This window comes from Pseudemcibacter aquimaris, from assembly GCF_028869115.1.
Lineage (GTDB): Bacteria > Pseudomonadota > Alphaproteobacteria > Sphingomonadales > Emcibacteraceae > Pseudemcibacter > Pseudemcibacter aquimaris.
This window is the reverse complement of sequence record NZ_CP079800.1, coordinates 1,364,235-1,389,993: the sequence shown is the minus strand read 5'-3', so window position 1 is coordinate 1,389,993 and position 25,759 is coordinate 1,364,235. Positions and strand designations below refer to the sequence as shown.

Annotated in this window: 27 protein-coding genes; 9 read left to right on the top strand and 18 right to left on the bottom strand. The window is 42.2% G+C overall.

Annotation, left to right across the window (positions count from 1 at the left end):
* Positions 1-3: 3 nt before the first annotated feature.
* On the bottom strand, positions 4-297 hold the full coding sequence (locus tag KW060_RS06720; RefSeq protein ID WP_249035604.1) for a hypothetical protein: 294 nt from the start codon (positions 295-297) through the stop codon (positions 4-6).
* 305 nt (positions 298-602) lie between these two features.
* Here KW060_RS06720 and KW060_RS06715 point away from each other — a divergent pair, with 305 nt between their 5' ends.
* Positions 603-1,325, top strand: coding sequence for a proteasome-type protease (locus KW060_RS06715; RefSeq protein ID WP_249035603.1), 723 nt, complete (start codon positions 603-605; stop codon positions 1,323-1,325).
* A 3-nt stretch (positions 1,326-1,328) separates the two neighbouring features.
* Here KW060_RS06715 and KW060_RS06710 read toward each other — a convergent pair whose 3' ends face one another.
* Together KW060_RS06710 and KW060_RS06705 are read right to left on the bottom strand one after the other, a co-directional pair.
* Complete coding sequence (locus KW060_RS06710) at positions 1,329-3,749, bottom strand: ABC transporter permease (RefSeq protein ID WP_249035602.1); 2,421 nt, start codon at positions 3,747-3,749, stop codon at positions 1,329-1,331.
* 159 nt (positions 3,750-3,908) lie between these two features.
* Positions 3,909-4,328 carry a hypothetical protein gene (locus KW060_RS06705; RefSeq protein WP_249035601.1) on the bottom strand — a complete coding sequence of 140 codons (420 nt, stop codon included), beginning with the start codon at positions 4,326-4,328 and terminating at the stop codon, positions 3,909-3,911.
* 144 nt (positions 4,329-4,472) lie between these two features.
* Between KW060_RS06705 and KW060_RS06700 the strand changes: the two genes are divergently transcribed.
* Entirely contained in the window at positions 4,473-5,717 is a 1,245-nt protein-coding gene (locus KW060_RS06700; protein WP_249035600.1) for an aminotransferase class V-fold PLP-dependent enzyme, read from the top strand.
* A gap of 5 nt (positions 5,718-5,722) precedes the next feature.
* Here the strand turns inward: KW060_RS06700 and KW060_RS06695 are convergent, their stop codons facing one another.
* Positions 5,723-6,196 (bottom strand): PAS domain-containing protein, encoded by a 474-nt coding sequence (locus tag KW060_RS06695; RefSeq protein WP_249035599.1) that lies wholly within the window; start codon positions 6,194-6,196, stop codon positions 5,723-5,725.
* 166 nt (positions 6,197-6,362) lie between these two features.
* Between KW060_RS06695 and KW060_RS06690 the strand changes: the two genes are divergently transcribed.
* The 3 genes from KW060_RS06690 to KW060_RS06680 all read left to right on the top strand — a co-directional run bounded on the left by KW060_RS06690 (position 6,363) and on the right by KW060_RS06680 (position 7,860).
* The gene (locus KW060_RS06690) at positions 6,363-7,130 is read left to right on the top strand and encodes an alpha/beta fold hydrolase (protein WP_249035598.1); all 768 of its coding nucleotides are present in this window, start codon (positions 6,363-6,365) and stop codon (positions 7,128-7,130) included.
* Positions 7,131-7,193: 63 nt separating this feature from the next.
* Entirely contained in the window at positions 7,194-7,649 is a 456-nt protein-coding gene (locus KW060_RS06685) for a hypothetical protein (protein ID WP_249035597.1), read from the top strand.
* A gap of 1 nt (position 7,650) precedes the next feature.
* A complete protein-coding gene (locus KW060_RS06680) occupies positions 7,651-7,860 on the top strand; it encodes a helix-turn-helix transcriptional regulator (RefSeq protein ID WP_249035596.1) in 210 nt (69 codons plus the stop codon).
* Here the strand turns inward: KW060_RS06680 and KW060_RS06675 are convergent, their stop codons facing one another.
* From KW060_RS06675 to KW060_RS06640, 8 genes are all read right to left on the bottom strand, one after another.
* Complete coding sequence (locus KW060_RS06675) at positions 7,861-8,550, bottom strand: fumarylacetoacetate hydrolase family protein (protein WP_249035595.1); 690 nt, start codon at positions 8,548-8,550, stop codon at positions 7,861-7,863.
* Between the two features lie 10 nt (positions 8,551-8,560).
* Positions 8,561-8,992 carry a type II toxin-antitoxin system RatA family toxin gene (locus KW060_RS06670; RefSeq protein ID WP_249035594.1) on the bottom strand — a complete coding sequence of 144 codons (432 nt, stop codon included), beginning with the start codon at positions 8,990-8,992 and terminating at the stop codon, positions 8,561-8,563.
* 3 nt (positions 8,993-8,995) lie between these two features.
* A complete protein-coding gene (gene lipA, locus KW060_RS06665) occupies positions 8,996-9,991 on the bottom strand; it encodes a lipoyl synthase (RefSeq protein WP_249035593.1) in 996 nt (331 codons plus the stop codon).
* Positions 9,992-10,015: 24 nt separating this feature from the next.
* Positions 10,016-11,434, bottom strand: a complete 1,419-nt coding sequence (lpdA, locus tag KW060_RS06660; RefSeq protein WP_249035592.1) for a dihydrolipoyl dehydrogenase — start codon at positions 11,432-11,434, stop codon at positions 10,016-10,018.
* Positions 11,435-11,446: 12 nt separating this feature from the next.
* A complete protein-coding gene (locus KW060_RS06655; RefSeq protein WP_249035591.1) occupies positions 11,447-12,718 on the bottom strand; it encodes a pyruvate dehydrogenase complex dihydrolipoamide acetyltransferase in 1,272 nt (423 codons plus the stop codon).
* A 2-nt stretch (positions 12,719-12,720) separates the two neighbouring features.
* Positions 12,721-14,109: a pyruvate dehydrogenase complex E1 component subunit beta gene (locus KW060_RS06650; protein WP_249035590.1), complete on the bottom strand. Its 1,389-nt coding sequence runs from the start codon at positions 14,107-14,109 to the stop codon at positions 12,721-12,723.
* Positions 14,110-14,128: 19 nt separating this feature from the next.
* Positions 14,129-15,175, bottom strand: coding sequence for a pyruvate dehydrogenase (acetyl-transferring) E1 component subunit alpha (gene pdhA, locus KW060_RS06645; RefSeq protein WP_249035589.1), 1,047 nt, complete (start codon positions 15,173-15,175; stop codon positions 14,129-14,131).
* A gap of 424 nt (positions 15,176-15,599) precedes the next feature.
* Positions 15,600-15,902, bottom strand: coding sequence for an FtsB family cell division protein (locus KW060_RS06640; protein ID WP_249035588.1), 303 nt, complete (start codon positions 15,900-15,902; stop codon positions 15,600-15,602).
* A 338-nt stretch (positions 15,903-16,240) separates the two neighbouring features.
* Between KW060_RS06640 and KW060_RS06635 the strand changes: the two genes are divergently transcribed.
* Positions 16,241-17,503 (top strand): DEAD/DEAH box helicase, encoded by a 1,263-nt coding sequence (locus tag KW060_RS06635; RefSeq protein WP_249035587.1) that lies wholly within the window; start codon positions 16,241-16,243, stop codon positions 17,501-17,503.
* Positions 17,504-17,706: 203 nt separating this feature from the next.
* A complete protein-coding gene (locus tag KW060_RS06630; protein WP_249035586.1) occupies positions 17,707-18,771 on the top strand; it encodes a GGDEF domain-containing protein in 1,065 nt (354 codons plus the stop codon).
* A gap of 141 nt (positions 18,772-18,912) precedes the next feature.
* Here KW060_RS06630 and KW060_RS06625 read toward each other — a convergent pair whose 3' ends face one another.
* From KW060_RS06625 to KW060_RS06615, 3 genes are read right to left on the bottom strand one after another with little or no spacing between them, the layout of a single operon-like run.
* On the bottom strand, positions 18,913-19,944 hold the full coding sequence (locus KW060_RS06625) for a protein-tyrosine phosphatase family protein (RefSeq protein WP_249035585.1): 1,032 nt from the start codon (positions 19,942-19,944) through the stop codon (positions 18,913-18,915).
* 16 nt (positions 19,945-19,960) lie between these two features.
* Positions 19,961-20,527 carry a protein-tyrosine phosphatase family protein gene (locus KW060_RS06620; RefSeq protein ID WP_249035584.1) on the bottom strand — a complete coding sequence of 189 codons (567 nt, stop codon included), beginning with the start codon at positions 20,525-20,527 and terminating at the stop codon, positions 19,961-19,963.
* Positions 20,528-20,539: 12 nt separating this feature from the next.
* Positions 20,540-21,100, bottom strand: coding sequence for a protein-tyrosine phosphatase family protein (locus KW060_RS06615; protein WP_249035583.1), 561 nt, complete (start codon positions 21,098-21,100; stop codon positions 20,540-20,542).
* 173 nt (positions 21,101-21,273) lie between these two features.
* Here KW060_RS06615 and KW060_RS06610 point away from each other — a divergent pair, with 173 nt between their 5' ends.
* A complete protein-coding gene (locus KW060_RS06610; protein ID WP_249035582.1) occupies positions 21,274-21,450 on the top strand; it encodes a hypothetical protein in 177 nt (58 codons plus the stop codon).
* A 148-nt stretch (positions 21,451-21,598) separates the two neighbouring features.
* On the opposite strand, the gene KW060_RS06605 is transcribed toward KW060_RS06610, so the two are convergent.
* Complete coding sequence (locus KW060_RS06605; RefSeq protein WP_249035581.1) at positions 21,599-21,928, bottom strand: chorismate mutase; 330 nt, start codon at positions 21,926-21,928, stop codon at positions 21,599-21,601.
* A gap of 69 nt (positions 21,929-21,997) precedes the next feature.
* Positions 21,998-23,383 carry an SPOR domain-containing protein gene (locus tag KW060_RS06600; protein ID WP_249035580.1) on the bottom strand — a complete coding sequence of 462 codons (1,386 nt, stop codon included), beginning with the start codon at positions 23,381-23,383 and terminating at the stop codon, positions 21,998-22,000.
* Between the two features lie 163 nt (positions 23,384-23,546).
* On the opposite strand from KW060_RS06600, the gene KW060_RS06595 reads away from it, so the two are divergent.
* Entirely contained in the window at positions 23,547-23,738 is a 192-nt protein-coding gene (locus KW060_RS06595) for a hypothetical protein (protein WP_249035579.1), read from the top strand.
* 166 nt (positions 23,739-23,904) lie between these two features.
* Here KW060_RS06595 and aspS read toward each other — a convergent pair whose 3' ends face one another.
* Positions 23,905-25,698, bottom strand: a complete 1,794-nt coding sequence (aspS, locus tag KW060_RS06590; RefSeq protein ID WP_249035578.1) for an aspartate--tRNA ligase — start codon at positions 25,696-25,698, stop codon at positions 23,905-23,907.
* Positions 25,699-25,759 lie beyond the last annotated feature (61 nt).

The window sequence follows — 25,759 nt, the reverse complement described above, 5'->3', positions numbered from 1 at the left end:
ATGTTAAATTTGACCGGATTTTGCGGTTCTTACTGATTCAATGACCTCTTGCTCATAATCGATCATTTCATTTTGCTGCTTTTGCGCAAGCTGGCTGACTTGTTGCATTTGATTTTGCTGTAGCTGTTTTAGCTCTTGTGCTTGTTGCTGTTGAAGCTGAAGCAGTTCCTGACGCTGAGCTTGTTGTAATTGAAAGCTTTCTTGTGTTTGCTGGAACTGTAATCTGCTTAAGTCTCTTGCATGAATGCCTGATGTAGCTTTAATTGCGGCGTCTTCGAGTGTTTTTTTGTCTGCCATTTGGGGTTCTCCTAATTTTATGTGTATGAAAAATACCCCTGCAAACCCGTATGAGACATGCTCTCACTATGAGTTAATAAATAAGAATAAATAGATTAAAACCCCAAGTTAAAATCAACACAGAAAATATGGATTATAAAAAAGCTCACGGGTTTACATGAGATAGTGTATACTATACCTCAAAATTGCTAAATTTTCAATCTATACCCATTTGCCATTAAGACCACAGCATATTTTTAATACCATTAAACGAACTTACATTTCTTTATTCAATTAATAATATTAATTTTGAGGAGACGTTTACCATGACTTATTGTCTGGGAATCAGAGTACGTGATGGATTGATGTGTCTTGCGGATGGTCGCCTGACCAGCGGAATGCAGTCACACAGCGCAGGTAAAGTAAGCATGCATCATTTCGGTGACAATGACATATGCATCATGACTTCCGGCCTCAGATCAATTCGTGATAAAACGCTCGCTTACTTCGATGACCTATGCGAGGAAGTCGAAAATAAAAATGATCTTAAATTACGTCATGCCATAAACATTTATACTCAGGCTTTGAGGCAGGTAGGCGTCGAAGACAGGGAAGCCTTACAAAGATCCAATCTGCATTTTGATTTACATACATTAATAAGCGGCCAGTTAAACGGCGATGATGAACCGATGATGTATCTCGTTTATCCAGAAGGGAACTGGATCGAAATTAATGAACGCACCCCTTATATGACCATTGGGGCCACATCATACGGTAAACCATTTCTTGACCGTGCATTACGATACGATACCACAATGGATACGGTTATTAAAATTGCTTACCTTTCGTTTGATTCAACCCGTATCAGCACCGTTGACGTGGGTTACCCCATTGATATGCTTACCTATACCAAAGAACACAACTGGCGCCATGCCGTATATGAATATGATGATCTAGCGCCACTTTATAATTGGTGGAACGAACATTTAAGTGACCTTATTGCCTATCTTCCGGACAAAAATATATTCAAAAGCCTTGTCGAGGATTAACCTCTATTCATATCTTAAGGCTATCGCCGGATTGGTTTTTGCTGCTTTCATGGAATAACTGATTACCGTTACCCATGCTATTACCATCGCAGCAACACCAGCCGTTATGAACCAAGTAATGCTTAAGTCAATCCGGTAAACAAAACCGGATAGCCAATTTTGCATTAGCCACCACGCAAGTGGTAACGCAACCAGATTAGCAAGCAGAACAGGTTTCGAAAATTGCCCAACCATTAATGCCAAAATATCAATTGTTCTTGCACCCAAAACTTTTCGGATACTGATTTCACGGGTTCTTTTTTCTGCGGTGAATGCCGTTAAACCAAGCAAGCCAACAGATGATATGATAATTGCGACTATTGCAAAGCTAACAAATACTTTCATTTGGCGCTGTTCAGAAGCATAAAATTGGTCAACCTGATCATCAAGCAATTGATACCCAAGCGGAATGCCCGGCGCAAGGTCAGCCCATTTTCTTTCAAGCTCCGCAATCATTCCTGGAAAGTCATTCGTCGCATATCTTAGGCTTAATGTTCTGAAAAATGCTGGTGAATTAAAATAAAGCATTGGCCTTACCGCGTTGTGTATGGACCTTAAGTGGAAATCCTCAATCACGCCGACGACGGTAAAGTGAACGGAACGATTATTGCCTACACCCCATCTTAATCTTGTATTTAAAATCTGTTCCGGATTGGAAAAACCAATTTGACGCATCGCAGTTTCATTAATAACGGCATTTGCGTTAACAATTACCCCCTCTTCATCGGGAATTGATAATAACTTATCGCTTTCACGCGTTTCATCAAGTGAACGTCCCGCCCGTAGGTTTAATTTATAAAGATCAAAGAAGTCCGCTTGATGAGCAAGCCTGCTCATGGTGAATGGATCTTCTGGATTTCCAACAATATTCATGGATGACGTTGAATCCCATGGATCGGTCGGCACAAATTGTGATGCTGTGACTTCCTCAATCCCTTGAACTGTTTCAAGCTGCTGATCCAGTAATTCAACCTGATCCAGCAATCCATTGGAACGTAGGTTTCTAATCAGCATTACGCCTTCTTTTTCATAACCTGGATCCATATTGGTGGCATAAAGCGTTTGCCTTACTACGACGGTTGTTCCGGCAATAAGGCCAATGGCGATTGAAAATTGCAAGAAAACCAAGAATTGACGCAAAAACACAGATGCTGACCTGGTCTGGTTTGTTTTTAAAACGCGTGCAGGATTAAATGATGACAGGTAAAACGCTGGATAAGTACCCGCGATTATGCCGATTATCAATGCACCAAACAGCAACATCAATATATTCATAGGGTTACCAATAAAATCAAAACCAATATCGCGCATCAAGGCTTCGTTAAAAAATGGCAAGGCCATTTCGACAAACGCAATTGAAACAAGCGCGGCAAGCATGGTTATAAATATGGATTCACCAAGAAATTGAAGAATAAGCTGTTTTTTTGACGCGCCCATAACTTTTCTAATCCCGACTTCGCGAGCCCGTTTCATGGCACGCGCCGTTGCAAGATTGATGTAATTTACTGTGGCGATCACAACTAATAAAACCGCAACACTAATAAAGCCGATAACGACATTAATGTCGCCCCCTGCCTTACCAACCACACCAGCCGGCGATTTTAAATAAACATCCCTTACCCCCACATAAATCGGTTCACGCATTGTGCTGGCTGCAACATCATTAAATGGCGGTACGTTTTCATCGATCAATTGATGCAATAATGGCGTTAATATTTCGGGATTGACACCGTCACGTAACCTTACATATGTCATGTTATTCATAGACATAAATTCACGCTCGATATCCATAAAATCACGGTTATAGGGCGCAATCATCGTAATTGCCATATGGGATTTATTTGGAAAATCTTCCATCACATGCGCAACTCTGTAATCAACCTGTCCGGCGACAGTCATAACATTGCCAACTGCATTGCCATCCGGGAAATATTTATCAGCGACACTTTCAGTAATAACGATAGAAAGTTGATCAGTTAAAAGATTTTCAGGTGCATCAAGCCCCATAAATTCAATAAAATTTTCATCTGCAAATGTGATATCTTCGTAAAAGAAACGGTCCCCAACGGAAACAGCAAGTTGATTTGTCTGATATCTTGTGCTGTCGAGCACATCAGCTGAGCGTTCTGTTAATAGCGGCGCGTATGCCCCCATAAACGGTGCATAATTTTCATCTGTTCTTGTGTTTGATTTGGCGATTACCTCTATCCGGTACGTATTTTCACCATCAGGAATAAATATGTCATACCCTAGCTCATCCTCGACAAAAAGACTGATAAGCAAGCATGCAGCAAGCGCAACCGAAAGGCCAAAAATGTTAATGGCGCTATAGCCTTTATTTTTTAAAATATCGCGAATGGTGCTGGTAAGATAGCTTTTAAACATGTTGTTGCCTGCTTATTATTTTTGACAGATTTATCCAACACATAAAAAAGCAAAAAACATGCCAATATAAAATTTCTTTTATATCAGCATGTTAGCATTTTATTTCTATTATCCAATGTTCAATTTCGAACAAAAGTGTTCGTTAATGAACAGTTGATTTTATTTCTGAACAGCGAACTTTTTATCAAAATCACGCAAAATATATAACGTCGCACAAGCCGCGAGCATTGGCCATGCAGCAAAAAATGTAAGCGATACATCTGGCGGAATATAACGGTCAAATGACGCAAATGTCGTTAATCCATGAAATAGTAAAATTAAACCATATGTATATTTTTTAAAAGCACCAGCAACAAATGCCAAAATAAGTAGCATTTCAAGACCACCTAAAATCATGACAAGTTGTTCACCAACACCATCGATGAAATAAAATCCTTTTAAGATCGCCACACCATGCGAAGGATCGGTGAATTTATCAACCGTCCAGGCAAACATAACGATGAAAATTGATGCACGCATAAAAAGCAACAGCCATTCAATTTTATCTTGATAATCAGACAAGTTTTTTTCTTCTGACATTTAATTCTCCCTGAGTTAAATAACTGGATCAGAGCTTAACAACAAAAATCAAAATAACCACTCTCATTTAATCACATTGATGTGATTGCTATTTAAAATTTTAGCGTTTAAAAGAGTCTCAAAAAATAATATGGGACAAATGAAATGTTTAATGATGAATTGATGAATAATATTCGTGGCAGTTTCGAACTTGTTGAAGAATGCCCTTATCAAGGCAAGAGAATTTTCTTTGAAAATGCGGGGGGCGCATTAACGTTAAAATCCGTAGTAGATAAATCAAAAGAGATGGCCGCTATCCCTGATAATCAGGGACGAAATAACCCGGCCGCTCATGAACTTCAAAATATTATTGATGGGGCAAAAGAAAATGCCCGTGCGTTTTTCGGGGCAAAAGATGGCGTGATTTTTGCGGGTGAAAGCGGCACAGAATTATTATTCAGAATTATCAGCACAGCCATCGTTGCAACAGCAAAAGATTGTGACGTAATTGGCAGCACCGTTGAACATCCCGCATCCCGAAGTGCTGCTATTCGCTGGGCGGGTGTCATTGGCGCCAATTACATCAGCGTGCCGCATAACGATGAAAATGGTAATGTCACCGCGGATGATTACAGTAAATATGTAACTGAAAATACCAAAGTCGCCACGATTTTACATACAAGTCCCGTGACCGGTGTTGCCAATGATGTAAAAGCCATTGCCGCCTCTATCCGTGCCGTTTCACCAGAATGTTTCATCATTGTTGATGGCATTCAACAAGCCGCACACGGCGCACTTGATATCGATAGTTATGATATTGATGGATATGTTATTTCACCATACAAGGTATTCTCTCGACACGGTTATGGCCTTGGATGGGTGTCCCCTCGTCTATCTGTATTGCCGCATAATTCATTAATTGGCGGCCCTGAAGATGCATGGGAACTTGGTACCCGTGATACCGGATCATATGCAACATTTTCAGAAGTGGTGAATTACTTTGATTGGCTTGGTGGCCATTTTAGCAATTCAGCGGACCTTCGCGAAAGACTGGTTGCGGCAGGTAAAGCCGTAATGCAACACGAAAAAGACATCACAGATTTAATGATTAATGGAACGGGTGATGTTAAGGGCTTAAAAGATTACGATAATGTCACTATCATTGGCGGCATTGATAATCCGGGCCGTAAAGGACTTGTTTCATTTTATGTTGATGGAATGGATTCCGTTGATGTGGTCAGCGCATTAAGCGATCGTCAAATCCGTGTTCACGTTCGTAAGAACGATCATTATTCCGGGAATGTTCTTATTCCTCTTAATCAGCCATCATGTATTCGCGTTTCAATGTGTCATTACAACACAGCAGAAGAAATCATTACATTTTTAAAAGCGATCAAAGAAATAGTATAGATAAATTATCTACTGTTGAAACAAAGGCATCCCATCACAATATTGACCTTTTCCCCATCTTCGGAGAAAGGAAGTACAAGTGATGTGTAATCCCTGATCATTTCAGGTTCAACGCTGATGCTGTTTGAATAGAAATATGGCTTACGGTATTCGATACCTTGCTTAAGCATTTCCGCCACATTCCATAATTCGGGAAAGTCACTAATTGATTTTCCCATATAATGTGATGGTACTTTTGATTTTGAACCGATCAAACGGATTTTAAAACTGACCGGGTCATGCGTCACGTCTTGCATAACAATATACGGCAGAGCTGTCGGAACTTTCATCGGATTAAAATCTGATCGTGCAGGCAAATCTCTTGAACCTTTTAGCTCAAGCCAATAATCATATAATGCAAGCTGTTCTTTAGAACTCAACTCGTTTCTATCGAAATCGAAATGCTGCTCGGGGGCACTTATCTTATGCCTCAGATCCATTTTTTTACCCAAATTTTATTTTTGCCCATAATCTCAATAGTTAATAATTGGTTAATTTTAGATAAAAATCAAGACAATTCCTAACAGATTTCGAAAATTTTTATATTGCATGTAAAATAAAATTTATAAATTTGCGCTGAACAGCAAAATATCATAACCTAGCAAAATGGCTGACAATTCTTTTAAAAACAACAACTTACCTATTATATTCATTCACGGTTCTTTTGCCAACTCAAAAAGCTGGCGTAAAATAAAAGAACACGTGAATGAAAATGTAAAAACTTATTCTATTAACCTGCCCGGGCATGGTGGCAATGACGATCCACATGATTTTGATGATCCAAAATTCAAAACTGAATTCGATTGCATCAAATCTCAAATCCCTATTATGAATGAACCAGTGCATTTAGTTGGGCATTCTTATGGCGGTGTTGCGGCACTGGCTGCGACACTTACAAAAGCATTTAATGTTAAAAGACTGACCCTATTTGAACCAGTTGCTGTCGGATTATTATCAATTTTTAATGAAAATAAAGCTGAACAGATTATTGCCGATTTCACTGAAGAATATATTATCCACGCCGCACAGGATGGTGAAAAAAATGCATGCGCGCGGGTCATCGATTTTTGGGGCGTTGAAGGTTCATTCGAAGTCATCCCTCCCCATGTACAAGACGCGATGGCAGAAATGACAAAAAATAATTTACGCCATTGGGAACTCTGCAAACAGTTATGTAAATACAATGCTGATGACATAAGAGGCATTGATATTCCTGTTACCGTCGCCCATGGCAGTCATTCCAATTTTGTTGCAAAAACCATTTCAAATATACTTAAAAATAACATCCCTGACTGCAAACAATTTGAAATAAAAGGGGCAAGTCATTTCATGATCACCAGTCATCCAAAAGACTGCGCAAAAATTATTATGTAAAAAATACTTTACATTATGTAAAAAATATTTTACCTCTCTAATTATATTAATTAGGAGGCATAAATGGACTTATCCAATCGTGAAAAAGAAATATGGATTGAATTGATCGTTAGCATAGCAGTGGCAATTTATTATTTTACCCATGCATTTAATCTTGGCGGCTTTAACAACTTAACCGATCCTGGTTTAGGAAAAGTCGTTGTGAACGCAATACTTATATCAATTGCATCGACAATTATTCTGAATATTGTTTTTGCCAAAAAAAATACTGAAGCAAAAGATGAACGTGATATCGCAATTGAAGCAAAAGCAAATTCATTTGCCTATTATTCATTATGCGTTTTTTGTACATTAATCATTGGGCAAGTCATGATCACCGAAGGAATTGGATATTTCAGCCAAACTCATCCTGTGCCAGTAAATGCCGCCAGCATCATGCATTATTTACTTATAGCAATTATTCTTTCGGGTACCGTAAAATCATCCATTCAGATCTTTCGTTACAGACGTGGATATTAAAATGACAGATAAGGTAGTCCACAATAATATCAAAATGTTGAGGCTAAAACACGGCGGTTTATCACAAGCCGCCTTGGCCGAAAAAATTGGCGCCACAAGGCAAACCGTAAACGCAATCGAGGCGGCGAAATACGCCCCCTCGTTAGAACTTGCTTTTAAAATTGCGGATGTTTTTGGCGAACCGCTTGAAAGTGTTTTTGAATATCGGTGATTAAACGATTTTTGTCGTTAAAGTATCCAAACCGTCAATACCGCCGTCCATCACATCACCCGGAACAACCGGGCCGATGCCGGACGGTGTCCCTGTATAAATAAGATCACCCGGCTTAAGCACATATAGTTCAGAAAGTTTTGAAATGATTTGCGCGTTTTTGGCAATCATTTGATTGATGTTACCATCCTGTTTAACATCACCATTCACGCTTAACCAGATACGCCCTTCGTTAATGTGACCGACTTCTTCCACTGGATGGATTTCTGTGATCGGCGCTGACATATCAAACCCTTTTGACGGGTCCCAAGGCATTCCTTTATCTTTAAGCGCAAGTTGCATGTCCCTGCGGGTCAGGTCATTACCCACCGCATAACCGAACACATAATCTTCCGCATCTTCCACGGATACATTATATGCTTCTTTGCCAATAGCGATAACCAGTTCAATTTCATAATGGAAATTTTCAGTATGTTGTGGATATGGCACGTCAACACCATTTGCAACAACAGCATCACCCGGTTTCATGAAAAATACAGGGTCAACCTTATCCGGGTCTTCACCAAATTCAACCACATGATCCGCGTAATTAAGGCCCACACAATAAATGCGGTTTACCGGAAATTTTTCATCGCTCCCTACGATATCAACAAGTGGGGTTGGTTGTGCTGGAAATACTGTATTTGTCATGTTCTTGTCCTTATTTACCATATAACTCTATGGCTCTGTCTTCGAAAGATTCGACCATACGGTGAACCGCTTCGGTAAACAAGCCTCCAATCATTTTTTGAAAGATTTTATTTTTAAATTCAAAATCCACCTCAAAATGAAGTGCGGAGCCACCATCCGGCAAATCTTTAAATTCCCAAAGATTATGAAGGTAACTAAGCGGCCCCTTCACATAATCGATTTCAATTTTTCCGTCTGACAACATCACGTGCGATGTAAATCTTTCACGAAAAACTTTAAAGCCGATGATCAAGTCCGCATAAAAGTCATTTTCTTTTTTGTTATAAAGCCTTGCACCAATGCACCACGGCAAAAATTCAGGATACTTTCCAACATCTGCAACAAGATCAAACATCTGTTCTGCGGTATAGGGGAAAACTCTGTCTTCTACGAACCTTGGCATTGATCACTCGTAAAGCGGATTATGCTTTTTCATTTCTTCAATATCAATTGGTGCATCTTCGTGACTGATATCACCTGATTTCTTTAGCTGCTCAAGACGTGCTGCTTTCAGCACTTCGAAATCTTCGCTCGCGTGATGACTTGATCGTGTAAGTGGCGACGAAGACACATGTAAAAAACCTTTTGCTTTGGCACGTTTTTTATACTTAACAAATTGATCCGGCTTAATAAATTCAATCACATCAGTGTGTTTCTTCGTTGGCTGAAGATATTGACCTATGGTCATAAAATCAATATCCGCACTACGCATGTCATCCATGACTTGCAGTACTTCTACCTCATCTTCACCCAGTCCGACCATAATGCCGGATTTTGTGAATATTTCAGGATCCATTTCTTTTACTTTCGCAAGCAAGTTTAATGAATGAAAATAACGTGCACCCGGACGAATACGTGTATAAAGACGTGGAACCGTTTCAAGGTTGTGATTAAACACATCCGGTTTTGCTTTAACCACTTTTTCAAGCGCACCCGGCTTATTTCTGAAATCCGGTGTCAGAATTTCAATGGTTGTTTCCGGTGATGCTTCACGGATCGCCGCGATTACTTTTACGAATTGATCTGCACCACCATCTTCAAGATCATCACGGTCAACGGATGTAATCACAATGTGCTTCATTTCTGTGGTTACAACCATTTCCGCAACATGACGTGGTTCATCCGGATCAACGGGGTTCCCCTTACCCGTTTTGATGTTACAGAAACGACACGCACGTGTACATGTATCACCAAGGATCATGACCGTCGTATGTTTCTTGGTCCAGCATTCACCGATATTCGGACATGCAGCCTCTTCACATACTGTATTAAGCTTAAGACCACGCATAAGTTTGCGTGTTTCCTGATACCCTTTGGATACAGGTGCTTTTACCCGTATCCAGTCAGGTTTACGTACATGACCACTTTCGGTCACAACTGGTTTTACTGCTTTTTCGTCCATCATATACTCGATATAATATTGGAATTAGAAATGTAAAGCTTTCCCAAATGCATCAAGTACCGCTTCGTGCATCATTTCTGACATTGTCGGATGCGGGAATACAGTGTGCATAAGCTCTATTTCTGTTGTTTCAAGGGTTCTGGCAACAGTATAACCTTGGATCATTTCTGTTACCTCTGCACCAACCATATGTGCGCCAAGTAGCTCACCGGTTTTTGCATCAAAAACAGTTTTCATCATGCCTTCTGCTTCACCCATGGCAATCGCTTTACCGTTACCAATGAATGGGAAACGACCAACATTGACCTTATAACCAGCTGCAATCGCTGCTTTTTCAGTCATGCCAACGCTTGCCACTTGTGGGCGACAGTATGTACAGCCAGGGATGTTGCCCTTGTCCATCGGATGAAGATCTTTGATTTCTTTATTGCCTTTATCACGGGCAATCTTTTCAACCAGAATAACACCTTCGTGTGATGCTTTATGCGCAAGCCATGGTGGACCGGTAAGATCACCAATCGCATGAACACCTTTAACACCAGTATGGCCCCACTCATCAGTTACAACGTGGCCGCGGTCAACTTTGATCTTATTTTGCTCAAGGCCAATATTTTCAACGTTTCCGTCAATACCAATCGCGATGATAACATTATCAACTTCGATCTGTTCTGATTTACCACCCTTGCCTTCAACGGTACAAACCACTGATTTGGCTTTTTTATCAAGTTTCGTAACGGACGCTTCCGTCATGATCTTGATACCTTGTGACTTGAATGATTTTGCTGCGAATGCTGAAATTTCTTCGTCTTCCACTGGCATAACGCGGTCCATCATTTCAACAACGGTTACGTCAGAACCAAGTTCATTATAAAAGCTCGCAAATTCAATACCGATGGCACCTGAACCAATCACAAGAAGCTTACCAGGCACTGCCTTTGGTGTAAGCGCATGACGATATGTCCATACAAGCTCACCGTCTGCTTTTAAATGTGGTAATTCTTTCGCACGTGCACCAGTGGCAAGGATGATATCCGTACCGTGAACTTCGGTTTTCTTTCCATCTTTTTCAACGGATAGAACGCCAGGTTTTACCAGTACACCGTTTCCTTCGATAACAGTAACTTTGTTTTTCTTCATAAGGTGTTTGATACCGCCACTTAGCTGCGCCGCGATACCACGGCTGCGACTAACGACCTTATCAAGATCAAAACCTAGCTGACCGGCTACAAGACCGTAATCCGCGGCATGCTTCATATTATGAAAAACTTCAGCAGAACGAAGAAGCGCCTTTGTCGGGATACAGCCCCAGTTAAGGCAAATACCACCAAGTTCCGCACGTTCAACAACAGCCGTTTTAAATCCAAGCTGTGCTGCACGGATCGCCGCAACATATCCACCCGGGCCGGAGCCGAGAACGACCATATCAAATTTTTGTGCAGTCATAGTCTCTCTCCTTTACAGTAGCATCGCTGATGGTTGCTCAAGGAATGTCTTAAGCGCCGCCAGATATTCTGCACCAACAGCGCCATCAATGGCACGGTGGTCACAGGAAAGTGTTACTGTCATAACTGTTGCAACGGTCAGTTCACCATTTTTCACGACCGGACGCTGTTCACCAGCACCAACCGCAAGAATTGCTGCTTGTGGCGGGTTAATCACCGCATCAAAGCTCTTAACACCCATCATACCCATATTGGAAATAGAGAATGTACCACCAGCATATTCTTCTGGTGCCAGTTTTCCTTCGTGTGCGCGTTTCGCAAGGTCTTTTGTTTCATCAGAAATCTGACGAAGACCTTTTTGATCAGCCCCCTTAACAACAGGTGTAATTAGACCGCCATCAATCGCAACCGCAACGGAAATATCCGCGCGTTTAAATTGGCGCATCGTATCACCAAGGAACTGTACGTTCGCAGCTGGCACCTTCATAAGCGCCGCAGCACATGCCTTAATCACGAAATCATTTACGGAAATTTTATATTCGTCTGACATCGCGTTAAGCTGTTTACGTGCCGCAAGCAGATTATCAAGTTCAATATCCACAGATAGATAGAAATGCGGAACAGTTTGCTTGCTTTCAGTAAGGCGCTTGGCAATTGTTTTACGCATATTGCTTAGTTTCACATCTTCAAACGGTGTATCACCATCAAGCGCGACTGCACCTGCTGCTGCAATTGGTGCTGCGGCTGGTGTGTACGCCTCAACGTCACGTTTGATCACGCGGCCACGTGGGCCAGTGCCCGGGATCGCTGCAATGTCATAACCATTCTGTTCAGCAATACGGCGCGCGAGTGGTGATGCGAATACGCGATCACCGCTTGCAACTACTGGCACAGGAGCAGCAGGTGCTGCCACAGGAGCCGGAGCCGCTACTGGCGCAGGAGCCGGTGCAGCTGCAGGAGCTGGTGCAGGTTCAGCCGCAGGTGCCGGAGCAGCCGCAGCAGGTGCGCTTGCCGCAACACTGTCAGCTGCTGATGCATCTTCGCCATCTTCAAGAAGTACAGCAATTAATTCGCCAACAGCAACATTTTCTGTGCCTTCTGCAACAACGATTTTACCTACAACACCGTCATCGATGCTTTCAAATTCCATTGTGGCTTTGTCTGTTTCGATCTCAGCAAGAACTGTACCGCTTTCAACTTCATCGCCTTCTTTCACAAGCCACTTTGCCAGTGTACCTGTTTCCATGGTTGGGGAAAGTGCAGGCATTGATAATGCAATAGCCATGATTATTCTCCTTGCTTATAACAAACTTGCTTTGCAGCGGCGACGATACGCTCATCACTTACAACAGTAAGTTTCTCAAGGTTTGCCGCATATGGCATTGGAACATCTTCGTTGGTCACACGCATAACCGGTGCATCCAAGTAATCAAATGCATCTTCCATCAGACATGCTGAAATTTCAGATGATACGGAACATGTAACCCATCCTTCTTCAACACAAACGATGCGGTTTGTTTTCTTAACACTTTCGATGATTGTATCCATATCAAGCGGACGAATTGTTCTTAGATCAATCACTTCTGCGTCAATGCCTTCTGCGGCAAGCTTTTCAGCTGCATCCAGGGCAAATTTAACACCGATTGAATATGATACAAGCGTCACATCCACACCTTCACGAACAACTTTCGCTTTACCAAGTGGAACTGTATAGTCCTCAACATCTGGAACATCAAAGCTGTACCCATATGTGATTTCGTTCTCAAGGAAAATCACTGGGTTTGGATCTTTAATCGCTGCTTTCAATAGACCTTTACAGTCAGCCGCGCTATATGGCGCCACAACAATAAGACCTGGAACATGGGCATACCATGATGCATAGTTTTGTGAATGCTGCGCGCCCACACGACTTGCCGCGCCGTTTGGACCACGGAAAACCATTGGACACCGGATTTGACCACCTGACATATAGTTTGTTTTTGCAGCACTATTGATAATTTGGTCAATCGCCTGCATCGCAAAGTTAAATGTCATAAATTCAACAACCGGCTTAAGGCCAGCCATCGCCGCACCAACACCAAGACCGGCAAAGCCATGCTCAGTAATCGGTGTGTCGATCACGCGTTGATCACCAAATTCCTGTAATAGGCCTTGTGTTACTTTATAGGCGCCTTGATATTCTGCGACCTCTTCACCCATCACGAATACATCAGGATCAAGACGCATTTCTTCTGCCATCGCATCACGAAGTGCTTCACGAACAGTCATGTTTGTGAATGTTGTGCCTTCTGGAAGGTCGGCTTCAACCCGAACGGCGGCAACTGGTGCTGTCACTTCCGGCACTGGTGCTGCTTCTGTGCTTTGCATAACTGGTGGCTCACTTGCTGGGGCCGCCACAGTCGCAGTGATACCGTCAAGTGAACTTGCATCTTCGCCGTCTTCAAGGATTACGGCGATCAATGTACCAACAGCAATGCCCTCTGCGCCTTCCGCAACAAGGATTTTACCAAGCACACCTTCTTCATCAGTTTCAAGTTCCATTGTGGCTTTATCAGTTTCAATCTCGGCAACGACGTCGCCTGCTGATACTTTATCGCCTTCTTTAAAATTCCATTTGGCAATATTGCCTTCTGTCATCGTTGGTGACATCGCAGGAAGTAAAATTTCTATCGACATTATGATTACTCCTTAATTCTTATTCTGCGACCAAAACGTCGGTATATAGTTCAGATGGATCAGGTTCCGGACTTGTTGTTGCAAAGTCTGCTGCTTCGGATACCACTGCCTTGATTTCCTTATCAATGGCTTTCAATTCATCTTCTGTCATGATTTTATTATCAAGAATACGATTCTTTACCTGATCAATCGGATCGAATTCAGCACGCATTTTTGATACTTCTTCTTTTGAACGATATTTCGCAGGGTCAGACATTGAATGACCACGATAACGATATGTCTTCATTTCCAGAAGAACCGGCCCTTCACCAGCACGACATTTCGCAACAGCACGCGATGCCGCCTCACGAACAGCAAGAACATCCATGCCGTCAACTGCTTCACCTTCGATTTTAAAGCTTTCACCACGGCGGAAAAGCTCAACTTCTGATGATGCACGAGCAAGTGATGTACCCATCGCATATTGGTTGTTTTCAATCACAAAAATAACAGGCAGGTTCCAAAGACGCGCCATGTTAAAGCTTTCATAAACCTGTCCCTGGTTTACCGCACCGTCACCGAAGTAAACAACGGATACATTATCTGTACCGCGGTATTTATGCGCGAAACCAAGACCCGCACCGATTGGAACCTGTGCGCCCACGATACCGTGACCACCATAGAAACCATGCTCAACGCTAAACATATGCATTGAACCGCCTTTACCTTTGGAAATACCGGTTGAACGACCTGTTAGTTCAGCAAGAATAACTTTTGGATCAATATCACATGCAAGCATATGCGCATGATCACGATAAGAAGTCAGAATGCTGTCGCCATCTTTAAGTTCTGCCTGAATACCAGTAACAACGGCTTCCTGCCCGATATAAAGGTGACAGAAACCACCAATTAAGCCCATACCATACATTTGCCCTGCTTTTTCTTCAAAGCGGCGCATCATAAGCATGTCTTTATAATATTGGATAAGATCTTCTGGGGTTGCCTCTGGGGCTTTTTTCTGAACGGCCTTACGGCGAGCGGCGGGTTTCCCGCCTTTGGTTGTGCGGGGGGAAGGTTTTTTAGCCATATTCCTCACTCTTATTGTTGATATTAGTCCCGTGTGATTAAAGGTTTAAATGCTTTTCCATCATAAAAACATCACACAAAAGGATACCTAAATCCTTAAAACATACCCTTATAATCACCAAAAGTTATTGAAAAACAACATATTTTTTTAATTAACTAAAATTAAGTTAATTGCATTTTTTTGTTGACAGATAGCTAAAAAACCAAGTTACAACATAACAACATGAAAACAAACGATTTTTATTAAACAAGCAAATCTGACGAATAAGAATTATTAATACATTAGGGTTTACTGCTATTTTGTACGGTCGTTCAACAATTCAATAAGATTCACTTAAAACAAGATTCGAACATTTCCCCCACCCCAAATAAAAAGGGCCTTTCCGAAGAAAGGCCCATCAAGTTCATGCGATTTTATTTATAATTTATTTATTTGTGATGATTATTTCATCGGGGTGCGAGAAACCAAGCTCACGTCTCGCCAGTTCATCAAGATAATCAGGGTCCACATGATTGCTGGACAAAAGCCCAACATGTAATTCCAGATCATCCCTCGCCGCTTTAATTTTTTTTCGTTCTGCTTCGAGAGCGGCGATTTCCTCTTCTAGCAGTTTTTGTGCCGTGACACTGTTAAAACCATGTGCCGCAAAATATGCTGATACCAGCAAAGCTGATAGCGGTACGGACATCCTTTTCAATCGGATGAATATGGTATTAACGTTTCTCATACCCTAATGAATCACAACCGATTCGGCGGGTCAACAAAAAAAGAAAAAAAAGAATCGTTTAGAGTCAACGATCTAGCAAAACCACAATATATAGTATGCCCGATTCGCTCGACGCATATTTTAAGTGGGATTTTTTCCCACCCCGAGATTCAAAAAATCGCAAAAACGAACAAAACGACGCAAATCACCTACTGCTTCGTTTTGATGATTTGTTGCAAAAATCACAAAGTTTATAAAAGCAAATTTGAAACTGATTGATATATATAGGAAAACATTGACATTCCCTGCCTAATCCCTATTGTGCGCGGTAAGAGATAAACAAGGATAAAGATCAACGTATGAGTTTCGAATATCTGGGTTTGAGTGACGAAGTGTTGGCCGCAGTGAATGAGGCCGGATATACAGACCCCACCCCCATTCAAAAGAAAACCATCCCAAGCACATTGCAGGGCCGTGATATTCTGGGTATTGCCCAGACCGGCACAGGCAAAACGGCGAGCTTTACGTTACCAATGATCGATATCCTAAGCCACGGACGCGCGCGCGCCCGCATGCCAAGGTCACTCATCCTTGAACCAACCCGCGAACTGGCGGCACAGGTTGAGGAAAGTTTCGAAAAATACGGCAAACATTCAAAGCTATCATGCGCGCTATTAATTGGCGGCACTGATTTTGTTGGCCAATCCAAAAAGCTTGATAAAGGTGTCGACGTGCTAATTGCAACGCCGGGACGACTGCTTGACCATATGGAACGCGGCAATGTTATGCTTACTGGTGTTGAGCTGCTTGTTGTTGATGAAGCAGACCGTATGCTTGATATGGGCTTTATTCCGGATATTGAGCGCATCTGCAAAATGCTGCCGAAAAAAATTCAGTCATTGTTCTTTTCCGCGACTATGCCGCCGGAAGTAAAGAAACTAACCGATAGTTTCTTAAAAGACCCAAAAGAATTTGAAGTATCCGCCCCGACACAAACGGCGGTTACAATCGAAGAAAACCTTGTGAAATTCAAGGGCGATGACAAAATTAAACGCAATGTACTGCGTCATTTGATTGATGAAAGCGACATTAAAAACGCGATTATTTTCTGCAACCGCAAAAAAGAAGTCAAAATCGTCAATAAATCCCTGAATGTTCATGGTTACTCTGCTGCGGAACTTCATGGTGACTTGCATCAAGACACACGTATGGAAACGCTCGCCAAATTTAAAAATGGCGATATTAAAATCCTTGTGGCCAGTGATGTGGCCGCACGCGGCCTTGATATTCCGGATGTGGGCCACGTATTCAATTACGACATTCCATCAAACCCGGAAGATTACATCCACCGTATCGGCCGTACGGGTCGCGCCGGTAAAGAAGGTACCGCTTACACCCTAAGCACGCATATGGATAAAAAGTATCTAACAACGCTTTTAAAATTCCTGGATAAAGACATTCCGCTTCATAAAGTACCGAAAGAGGTACTTGAAGATCCACGCAAAGCTAAAAAGCGCCCATTAAACGAAAAAAAATCATCCGAAATTGATGAATCAAATCAAAAGGATGACAAAGTTATCGTCGGAATGGGCGATCACGTACCAGACTTTCTCTTGCGTTAGTTTAGCTAAACATATATATTACAAGCATCTTTTTGGGCTGTTAATTTTTTATTAACTAAGAGATTGATTTTTAATAAATTTTTTTAACCTACGGTTTAATAAATTTTTAAAAATTATTGTGTATAAGTGATTCAATTCTGGGGGCATAAAAATAGAATCACATTACAAAAATGTGGAATATATAAAAAAAGAGATAAGTTGAGATGGCGAAGCTATTATCTGAAGCGGACAAAGATTTTATTTGGAGCACGTCTGCGAATACTATTAAGGTTATGACTGATTTTAAGGTCTTACCTACACCAAAAAATTATCACCTCTGGTACACCTATTCTGCCAAGTCGGATGTCAATCTAAATAAGGTTGTTGACGGCATGGCTTCCAAGAATATGTCTTTCAATGAAGAAATTAGTGAAAAACTATATGAAAAGTTTTTCTCTGCTGAAAAAGAACTTAAAGCCGTTATTGAAACAGGCGCAACGTTCCAGCAAGAACTTAAGAAAATCGTATCCGTTTTGAAAGAAGCAGGCGATAATTCAAGTCTTCATACAAAAGATCTAATGGATCATATGGGCGCACTTTCTGATTTCGAGGGATCAGAAGAATTAAAAGACATTATTCAGGTTGTGATTAACGATACCGATAAAATGCGTGAACAAAGTCAGAAACTGGAAACGAAGCTTGAAGAAAGCACGTTCAAAATTGAACGTCTTCAGGATAATCTTGACAATGCCCGCATGGAAAGCCGCACGGACGCACTAACCAACATCGGCAACCGCAAATTCTTTGAAGAAAAACTATCCGAATACATCAATAACCATGAAAAAATTGGCCATGATCTGTGCCTGATCCTTTGTGACATTGATTTCTTCAAGAAATTTAACGATAGCTATGGCCACCAAATCGGTGATCAGGTGCTTAAAGTTGTAGCCCACGTGGTTAAAACAGAACTTGGTTCAGACGGTGCAGCGGCCCGTTACGGCGGTGAAGAATTCGCAATTTTATTACCGAAAAAGAAACTCGGTGAAGCACTCGATCTCGCGGAACGCATTCGTAGCGTCATTTCAAAGCGCATCATCAAAAACAAGCAAACCGGTGCCAATTTCGGCAAGATCACAATGTCATTTGGCGTTGCAAGCTATGACAATTGCCCATCCGGCGAAGCTTTAATCGAAAATGCCGATGCTGCCCTTTATCTTGCAAAAGATAACGGCCGCAACCGCGTTCAAAGCGAACTTGATACAGCCGCAGCGGGGCAACAAACTGCTTAAGAAATTTAAATAGAATTATAAAAGGCATCGTTTCAATTTGAACGATGCCTTTTTTATTATCCACCCCTAACGTCACCCTTGGGCTTGTCCCGTGGTCTCGAGATACTCGGAACAAATCTGAGTATGACTATATACAGCGTCCTACTCCCGAACACCCATATAAATTTCAAGCTGCTCTGTAATGCCAGGATGTTTTAGTCCTGCTTGTCTGGCTTTACTTAGAGCTTCACGGGCGCTTATTTTATCAACATTATAAAGATGCGCTGCCAAAATCATTGATGCACGGTCACCTGACCCACAGTGGACGTAAACATCACCGTCTTTGGTATTGGCGATTAATCCCAATGCTTTTTCAAGTTCCGCGACATTTAATTTGCCATCATTAATATCACCATAGCGGTCATTATAAATGCGGGCGCGCATGAATTTTAAGCCGGCATCTTCCACATGTTGCTGTTCAGGAAAGCCATCATTTTCAATTTCGGCGCGATTGGTGATTACGGTTGTAATGCCGCGATCTTTCATCATTTTGATGGCTTCGGCGCTTGGCTGGCTACCGATATAAAAATTTTTATATTTCACCATATTATTTATGCCGCCGAATGGTTCGACCTTACGCACAGTTTCATCAAGCATTTTATGAAGGCGCTCTATCCCCCATTCGGAACTGAGGCCCGCGGCCAATGACATTTTTAAGGCATCATCCTTGCTATAGCCATAATCACGATAAAGGATCGCGCCAAGGGTCGACCCTGCGCGCTGACCATGGCTGCAATGCAGTAAAATTTTCTTTCCCGCAAGTGATGCTTCATCGATAACCGATTTGATTTCAGAAAGTGCGGCGTGGCTAAATCCCGCCTCAAATGTTGGGGCGGTCAGGTAAGGAATTTGTTTATATTCAATACCTTGGCTTTCGACGGCCGCTTTTTCATCAAAACCAAGGTCCTCATTAAAGCCGCGGATATTGATCACTAGATCAAAGCCATGCTCTTTAAAGGTTTTCGTCGTTGCTTCATCCGGCTGCGCAGCATAAACCACATTGCCAAGGTGTGGTGCTTTTTCAAGATTACCGAATGCGTGATTACCGTGGTCCGTTGTGCGATCAATATTATCTGCATAGGCAGAAGCACTAATGAACAAAACAGTTAAAATCGCATGAAAAATTCTATTCATTTGGTGCTCCCTACCCTTATTTTAAACCATCAAGGTATGTGGACATGGCTTTGCCGACACCTTCGCTGGTAAGGCCTGCATCCTTTGCCGCTTTCGTTGCGGCTTCCTTGCTGTAACCATAATCACGAGCCAATATCGAGCCAAGGGCACCAGCAGCGCGCTGACCTGATCCGCAATGAAGGAAAACTTTACTACCGTTTAATGTGGCTTGCGAAAGCATTTTGGAAAGTTCCGCAACACCGTTATCGGAAACCGTGCGTACCTTATCGTTTATGCTGCCCTCATAAAATGGAATGCGCACGAATGACATGCCGTTTTCTTCAACTACTTTGCGTTCGTCATATCCGACTTTTTCATCATCAAACTTTACGCTTACGACCATATCGTATCCTTGCTCTTTAAGGATTTTGATGGTGTCCGCGTCCGGTTGCCCGGCATATACGATATTGCCCATTTGTGAAACTTTGGAAAAATTACCGAAAGCTTCAATTTCTTTCTTGGCTGTCAAATGATCCAAATTTTGTGCATTTGCAATGAATGGCAGCGCGAACGCCACCACAATAGTCATAATATTTTTAAGCATTACTTGTCCTGTTTATTTAAGTGTATCCAAAAATTCAGAATGAATTTTGGTAAGAAATTCGCTATATAACCCTGCGTCCTTGGCGATTTTCATGGCTTCTTCTTTTGAAACACCATGATCACGATAAAGTACCGCGCTTAACCATGATCCCGCGCGTTGTGAATGCGTGCAATGTAGCATCATTTTAGTGCCATTTTCACCCGCCGCATTAACAACGGATAAAATCTCATCCATAGCCGCAAGATCAATTCCGCGACCCTTCATATATGGAATTTGAATGAAAGGGATACCCTGCTCTTCAACCGCTTTTCTTTCATCGTATCCTTCGTCTTCTGCTTCACCGCGAATGCTTAATACAAGACCGATATCTTGATCTTTTAACATTCCGATTGTTGCCTCATCAGGCTGATCGGTAAAAACCACATGGCCATATTGACTCACGGCCTTTAAATTCCCGAAGGCCTGTTGGTCACCCTTTTCAAGTAGAGCGCTTTGCGCAAACGATGTTGCAACGAACAAAAATGACGCTACCCCGGCAATGACGATTTTTTTGACAAAAGAAACATAAGACATTCTGAATTATCCTGTTGTTATTGATGAAGAAACTATACGTATTTTCGTGATCACATTCAATATGATATTTTCACATTAATGTCATTTATTCCACTTTTGTTCTTTTTTGTTCTTGACAAGAGAACGCTGCCCATATAGAACATAATTAGAACAAATAATAACAGGAGCCAAAAATGGACATTCTACTAAACATCATCGGACTTGGGTTTATTCCGCTTCTTATACTGATGGTTGCTGGAGGGCTTTCTGATATATATCTTGGGCTAAAGGAACATTACGGTTTTTCGTTTAAGTTGCCGACGCCAACAATTAGCATTCCTTCACCGTTTCAACGCCATTCACATAGCTAACAGCAACAACCGTCACCCTCGGGCTTGTCCCGTGGGTCTCATATAATTTTATAAATTACTCTTAATTAAATATAGATACTCGGAACAAGTGTCCTCGCTCCGCTCCTTCACTTTCGGTTCCCGAGTATGACGAGTGAGAAATTAATCCCTACTTACCTTTAATCTCGTCGAATTTTCCGAATTCGTAATTGATCGACCATTCGATCATGGTGCGGTATAGCTCTTCGGTTAGCTCAGGATTGGCACCGTTTTTTTCTGCGTGGGCTTTGACTTTAGCAACCACATCTTCAACGCGGTCATTATCGCGTACCGTATCTCGGCTTTGTTTGATATTTGCTGCTTGATCCATATAAGTTTGACGAATAGCAAACATTTCCACGATGGTGCGGTCAAGAAGATCAATTTCTTCTCTTAAGTCCGCCATCGTTTGGCAATTATCGGCTTTTAAACCTAGCTTGTTTTTTAATTCGTCATGCATACTTTATGTCCCATAGGAAAATATGAGACATACATATTTTACTTTTGAATAAGATTAAAGAAAAAATTGCTATTTTTCTTTATTCACGACGACACAAGGTACGTTTTTACCCTTTAACGCAGAACATCTGCCGTCTGCTGCGCTGAAATTATCATATTCATCGATATAAAGACGGTATGATTTTCTTCCACCACCAAGGTCCACATCTTCTACGTCAATGCTTGCATCAGCTAACAATTCCGGTGCCACGCCTTTTAACCGTTCCCAGTCCAGTACCAATTGATCAACCGCGCTATATGCACCAAGCTGCAATTTATAAACGTTTGCATCACCTGTTTCCATGGCGGCATTCGGGATCATTTCTTCGCTATCAATGGCTGATTGCGGCAAGATCAAACCTTCAAATTCTTCGGTTTCTTTAGCGCCAATGACCTGTGCAGGTGGTGCTTCCAGTTCTCGTGCCCCCTCTTCCGCATTCAGAATATCCATTAACATACGTTTCTTCGGATCAGTTTCTTCTGATATTGTCTCTTCTGTAACAGTTGGACTTGCCACCTGCACTACCCCTTCTGGAACTACAACTGGCGCCCTTTCTTCCGGGAATGATGTTAAATTTAAAAAGATTGCCTGAGCACGTCTTTCACTCGTTAGGCTTTTTAACCAACGGTAATGAAGAATTTTTTCTTCTATTTCCTCCGGTGTCATAAAACTGCTCGCCATGGTTCTTGCGGAACGTTCATCGCCAGACATGCCATAAACCATAATCAGGTTTTGTTGCGCCGTCGTCTGACTGTAATCAAGATTTACGGCCTTGCTTAATAATTGGATTGCGGGTGCATATTCCCCCTCAATCGCAAGAGATAATGCAAGATTATTAATCAATGAAATATGGTCTGGTTGAATGTTAAGGCCGCGGCTATATGCATTTTGTGCTTGCTCATGCAATCCCTGAAGATCATATGCCACACCGATGCTGTTATAAATTCTGAAATTATCCGGTGACGTTGTCGCCACTTCCTCTAGATATCCAACAGCTTCCATCGGGCGATTGCCGAGCACCATCACCTGACCTAAGCCCAGCTTCGCATCAACATGATCCGGTTCCAGTTCCAGAACCTGCTGATAATAAAGCGCAGCCCCATCATGGGCACCAAGCTGCTGATAAATTTCAGCAAGCGCAAGACGTGATGTCACATGTCTTGGGCTTTCATTTGCAGCACGTTGATAAAAGCGAATGGCATTCGGATAATCATTCGCCGCACGGAATGATTCGGCCATTTTCATGAGCGACGGGCTGGAAAACGGCATTTCCCCATTTATTCTACGGTCCGGGTTCGGCATTTGAGTTTCATCATAAACGGGTTCAAAATCCCCGCCACCACCACAGGCAGCAACCATCACCAACATTGAAAGACATGTTATATTTTTCAATGACTTAGAGAAATTAATTTCCATTTTGAAACGCCCCGTTCGCCGGTTAAAGCCTAATATTATTGATAATCTTGCATTTTCTACTATAATGGCACACATGTAAATGAATAAAAAGCAATTGATTTCTTAACAAATTGTTAAAACATTATTGCTACTATAGAATGAGTTAAATTTGTAAGGAAATGTTATGGTTGATATAGCAGCAGCAAGCAGCGCATCATCACAGATACAAGTTGATGCAGGACGTGGCGGAAGCCAAGAGAATGCAGCAATTACGCAAGACGTCGAAAATAAAATCGACGGCGCAGCTGACGGTAAAAAAGCAGTAGAAGCAGACACTGGCCCTGGCGTTGGTAACAACGTTGATATTCAGGCGTAGCCAGTCGCTCCATTCACATATCTAGTTTAAACAAAAAAGGCATGACCCACTTGGATCATGCCTTTCCTCTTATATATCTATCTTTATCACAGTCACCCTCGGGCTTGTCCCGTGGGTTTCATTAATGAAAAGAGATACTCGGAACTAGTCCGAGTATGACAGATGATTATGACGACTTCTTCTCTTCTGGTACAATCGTACGAAGATGAAGTTCACGAAGCTGCTTCATTTCGACTTCGCTTGGCGCATTCATCATAAGATCTTCTGCTTTTTGGTTCATTGGGAAGACAATCACTTCACGAATGTTTGGCTCATCCGCAAGAAGCATCACGATACGGTCAACACCCGGTGCGATACCACCATGGGGTGGCGCGCCGTATTTAAGGGCGTTAAGCATACCTGCGAAGCGCTCTTCAACAACCTCTGGTCCGTATCCGGCAATTTCAAATGCCTTATACATGATTTCCGGAACGTGGTTACGAATAGCACCTGATGAAAGCTCGATACCATTACAAACGATGTCATACTGGTAACCAAGGATATCTTCAGGATCCATTGTATTCAGTGCTTCAAGTCCACCTTGTGGCATTGAGAATGGGTTATGACTGAAGTCTAATTTTTTCTCGTCTTCGTCATATTCATACATTGGGAAATCAACGATCCAGCAGAATTTAAATTCATCATCGTTAATAAGCTCAAGATCTTCGCCAACTTTTGTACGGGCGTGACCAGCAAGCTTCGCCGCATCATTTGCCTTACCACAAGAGAAGAACACACCGTCATTGCCGTCAAGACCAGCAATTTCCATTAACTTAGCTAGACGCTCTTCATCAAGGTTCTTGGCGATTGGGCCCATGGCTTCGCCGTCTTTGAAGCGGATATAACCAAGACCGGCAAATCCTTCGCCGCGTGCCCAGTCATTCATTTTATCAAAGAATGAACGTGGCTGACTGCCGCCTGCACCCGGTGCCGGGATCGCACGAACGACTGCGCCATTGTTTTTAATTGCACCAGCAAAGATACCGAAACCAGAACCGTCGAATACTTCTGTCACATCACAGATTTCAATCGGGTTACGAAGGTCCGGCTTATCATTACCATATTTCATCATACTGTCTGCAAATGTAATACGCGGGAATGGTGCCTGTGTTACTTTCTTGTCTGAGAATTCCTCAAAAATGCCTTGCATTACTGGCTCAATCGCAGAGAACACATCTTCCTGTGTCACATAAGACATTTCCATATCAAGCTGATAGAACTCACCCGGTGAACGGTCAGCACGGGCATCTTCGTCACGGAAACATGGCGCGATTTGGAAATAACGGTCAAAACCAGCCATCATAAGAAGCTGTTTGAACTGTTGTGGCGCCTGTGGCAGCGCATAAAACTTACCCGGGTGCATACGAGATGGCACAAGGAAGTCACGCGCACCTTCCGGTGATGACGCTGTCAGGATCGGTGTTTGATATTCACGGAAACCCTGGTCAACCATGCGGCGACGGATGCTTGAAATAATATCAGAACGCAGAACGATATTATTGTGAATACGTTCACGGCGTAGATCAAGGAAACGGTATTTAAGACGAATATCTTCCGGGTATTCCTGATCACCAAAAACAGGAAGCGGCAATTCCGCTGCTTCGTTCAGCACATCAGCCTTTTTCACAAGGATTTCAACTTCACCGGTTGGAAGCTCAGGATTGATGGCTTCGTCGGTTCTTTTAATCACTTCACCTTCAACGCGGATCACGCTTTCGGCGCGGACGTTATCGGCAATTTCAAAGATTTCTTTAAAGTCGCTATCGAAAACACATTGCGTGATGCCATAGTGATCGCGAAGGTCAATAAACAGTAATCCACCGTGGTCACGTTTACGGTGTACCCATCCAGAAAGGCGAACTACCTCACCAGCTTGTTCGCTGCGGAGATCATTACATGTATGTGATCTATATTCGTGCATAATCTTTCTTCTACTTTTTTAAATATTCATGTTCAATTTAAAGTGTTTTTATGCTTTATTG

What these genes read in the sequence shown, in the direction of transcription:
- KW060_RS06720 (WP_249035604.1), bottom strand. Translation starts at nt 297, where the DNA reads ATGGCAGACAAAAAAACACTCGAAGACGCCGCAATTAAAGCTACATCA.
- KW060_RS06715 (WP_249035603.1), top strand. Translation starts at nt 603, where the DNA reads ATGACTTATTGTCTGGGAATCAGAGTACGTGATGGATTGATGTGTCTT.
- KW060_RS06710 (WP_249035602.1), bottom strand. Translation starts at nt 3,749, where the DNA reads ATGTTTAAAAGCTATCTTACCAGCACCATTCGCGATATTTTAAAAAAT.
- KW060_RS06705 (WP_249035601.1), bottom strand. Translation starts at nt 4,328, where the DNA reads ATGTCAGAAGAAAAAAACTTGTCTGATTATCAAGATAAAATTGAATGG.
- KW060_RS06700 (WP_249035600.1), top strand. Translation starts at nt 4,473, where the DNA reads ATGTTTAATGATGAATTGATGAATAATATTCGTGGCAGTTTCGAACTT.
- KW060_RS06695 (WP_249035599.1), bottom strand. Translation starts at nt 6,196, where the DNA reads ATGGATCTGAGGCATAAGATAAGTGCCCCCGAGCAGCATTTCGATTTC.
- KW060_RS06690 (WP_249035598.1), top strand. Translation starts at nt 6,363, where the DNA reads ATGGCTGACAATTCTTTTAAAAACAACAACTTACCTATTATATTCATT.
- KW060_RS06685 (WP_249035597.1), top strand. Translation starts at nt 7,194, where the DNA reads ATGGACTTATCCAATCGTGAAAAAGAAATATGGATTGAATTGATCGTT.
- KW060_RS06680 (WP_249035596.1), top strand. Translation starts at nt 7,651, where the DNA reads ATGACAGATAAGGTAGTCCACAATAATATCAAAATGTTGAGGCTAAAA.
- KW060_RS06675 (WP_249035595.1), bottom strand. Translation starts at nt 8,550, where the DNA reads ATGACAAATACAGTATTTCCAGCACAACCAACCCCACTTGTTGATATC.
- KW060_RS06670 (WP_249035594.1), bottom strand. Translation starts at nt 8,992, where the DNA reads ATGCCAAGGTTCGTAGAAGACAGAGTTTTCCCCTATACCGCAGAACAG.
- lipA (WP_249035593.1), bottom strand. Translation starts at nt 9,991, where the DNA reads ATGGACGAAAAAGCAGTAAAACCAGTTGTGACCGAAAGTGGTCATGTA.
- lpdA (WP_249035592.1), bottom strand. Translation starts at nt 11,434, where the DNA reads ATGACTGCACAAAAATTTGATATGGTCGTTCTCGGCTCCGGCCCGGGT.
- KW060_RS06655 (WP_249035591.1), bottom strand. Translation starts at nt 12,718, where the DNA reads ATGGCTATTGCATTATCAATGCCTGCACTTTCCCCAACCATGGAAACA.
- KW060_RS06650 (WP_249035590.1), bottom strand. Translation starts at nt 14,109, where the DNA reads ATGTCGATAGAAATTTTACTTCCTGCGATGTCACCAACGATGACAGAA.
- pdhA (WP_249035589.1), bottom strand. Translation starts at nt 15,175, where the DNA reads ATGGCTAAAAAACCTTCCCCCCGCACAACCAAAGGCGGGAAACCCGCC.
- KW060_RS06640 (WP_249035588.1), bottom strand. Translation starts at nt 15,902, where the DNA reads ATGAGAAACGTTAATACCATATTCATCCGATTGAAAAGGATGTCCGTA.
- KW060_RS06635 (WP_249035587.1), top strand. Translation starts at nt 16,241, where the DNA reads ATGAGTTTCGAATATCTGGGTTTGAGTGACGAAGTGTTGGCCGCAGTG.
- KW060_RS06630 (WP_249035586.1), top strand. Translation starts at nt 17,707, where the DNA reads ATGGCGAAGCTATTATCTGAAGCGGACAAAGATTTTATTTGGAGCACG.
- KW060_RS06625 (WP_249035585.1), bottom strand. Translation starts at nt 19,944, where the DNA reads ATGAATAGAATTTTTCATGCGATTTTAACTGTTTTGTTCATTAGTGCT.
- KW060_RS06620 (WP_249035584.1), bottom strand. Translation starts at nt 20,527, where the DNA reads ATGCTTAAAAATATTATGACTATTGTGGTGGCGTTCGCGCTGCCATTC.
- KW060_RS06615 (WP_249035583.1), bottom strand. Translation starts at nt 21,100, where the DNA reads ATGTCTTATGTTTCTTTTGTCAAAAAAATCGTCATTGCCGGGGTAGCG.
- KW060_RS06610 (WP_249035582.1), top strand. Translation starts at nt 21,274, where the DNA reads ATGGACATTCTACTAAACATCATCGGACTTGGGTTTATTCCGCTTCTT.
- KW060_RS06605 (WP_249035581.1), bottom strand. Translation starts at nt 21,928, where the DNA reads ATGCATGACGAATTAAAAAACAAGCTAGGTTTAAAAGCCGATAATTGC.
- KW060_RS06600 (WP_249035580.1), bottom strand. Translation starts at nt 23,383, where the DNA reads ATGGAAATTAATTTCTCTAAGTCATTGAAAAATATAACATGTCTTTCA.
- KW060_RS06595 (WP_249035579.1), top strand. Translation starts at nt 23,547, where the DNA reads ATGGTTGATATAGCAGCAGCAAGCAGCGCATCATCACAGATACAAGTT.
- aspS (WP_249035578.1), bottom strand. Translation starts at nt 25,698, where the DNA reads ATGCACGAATATAGATCACATACATGTAATGATCTCCGCAGCGAACAA.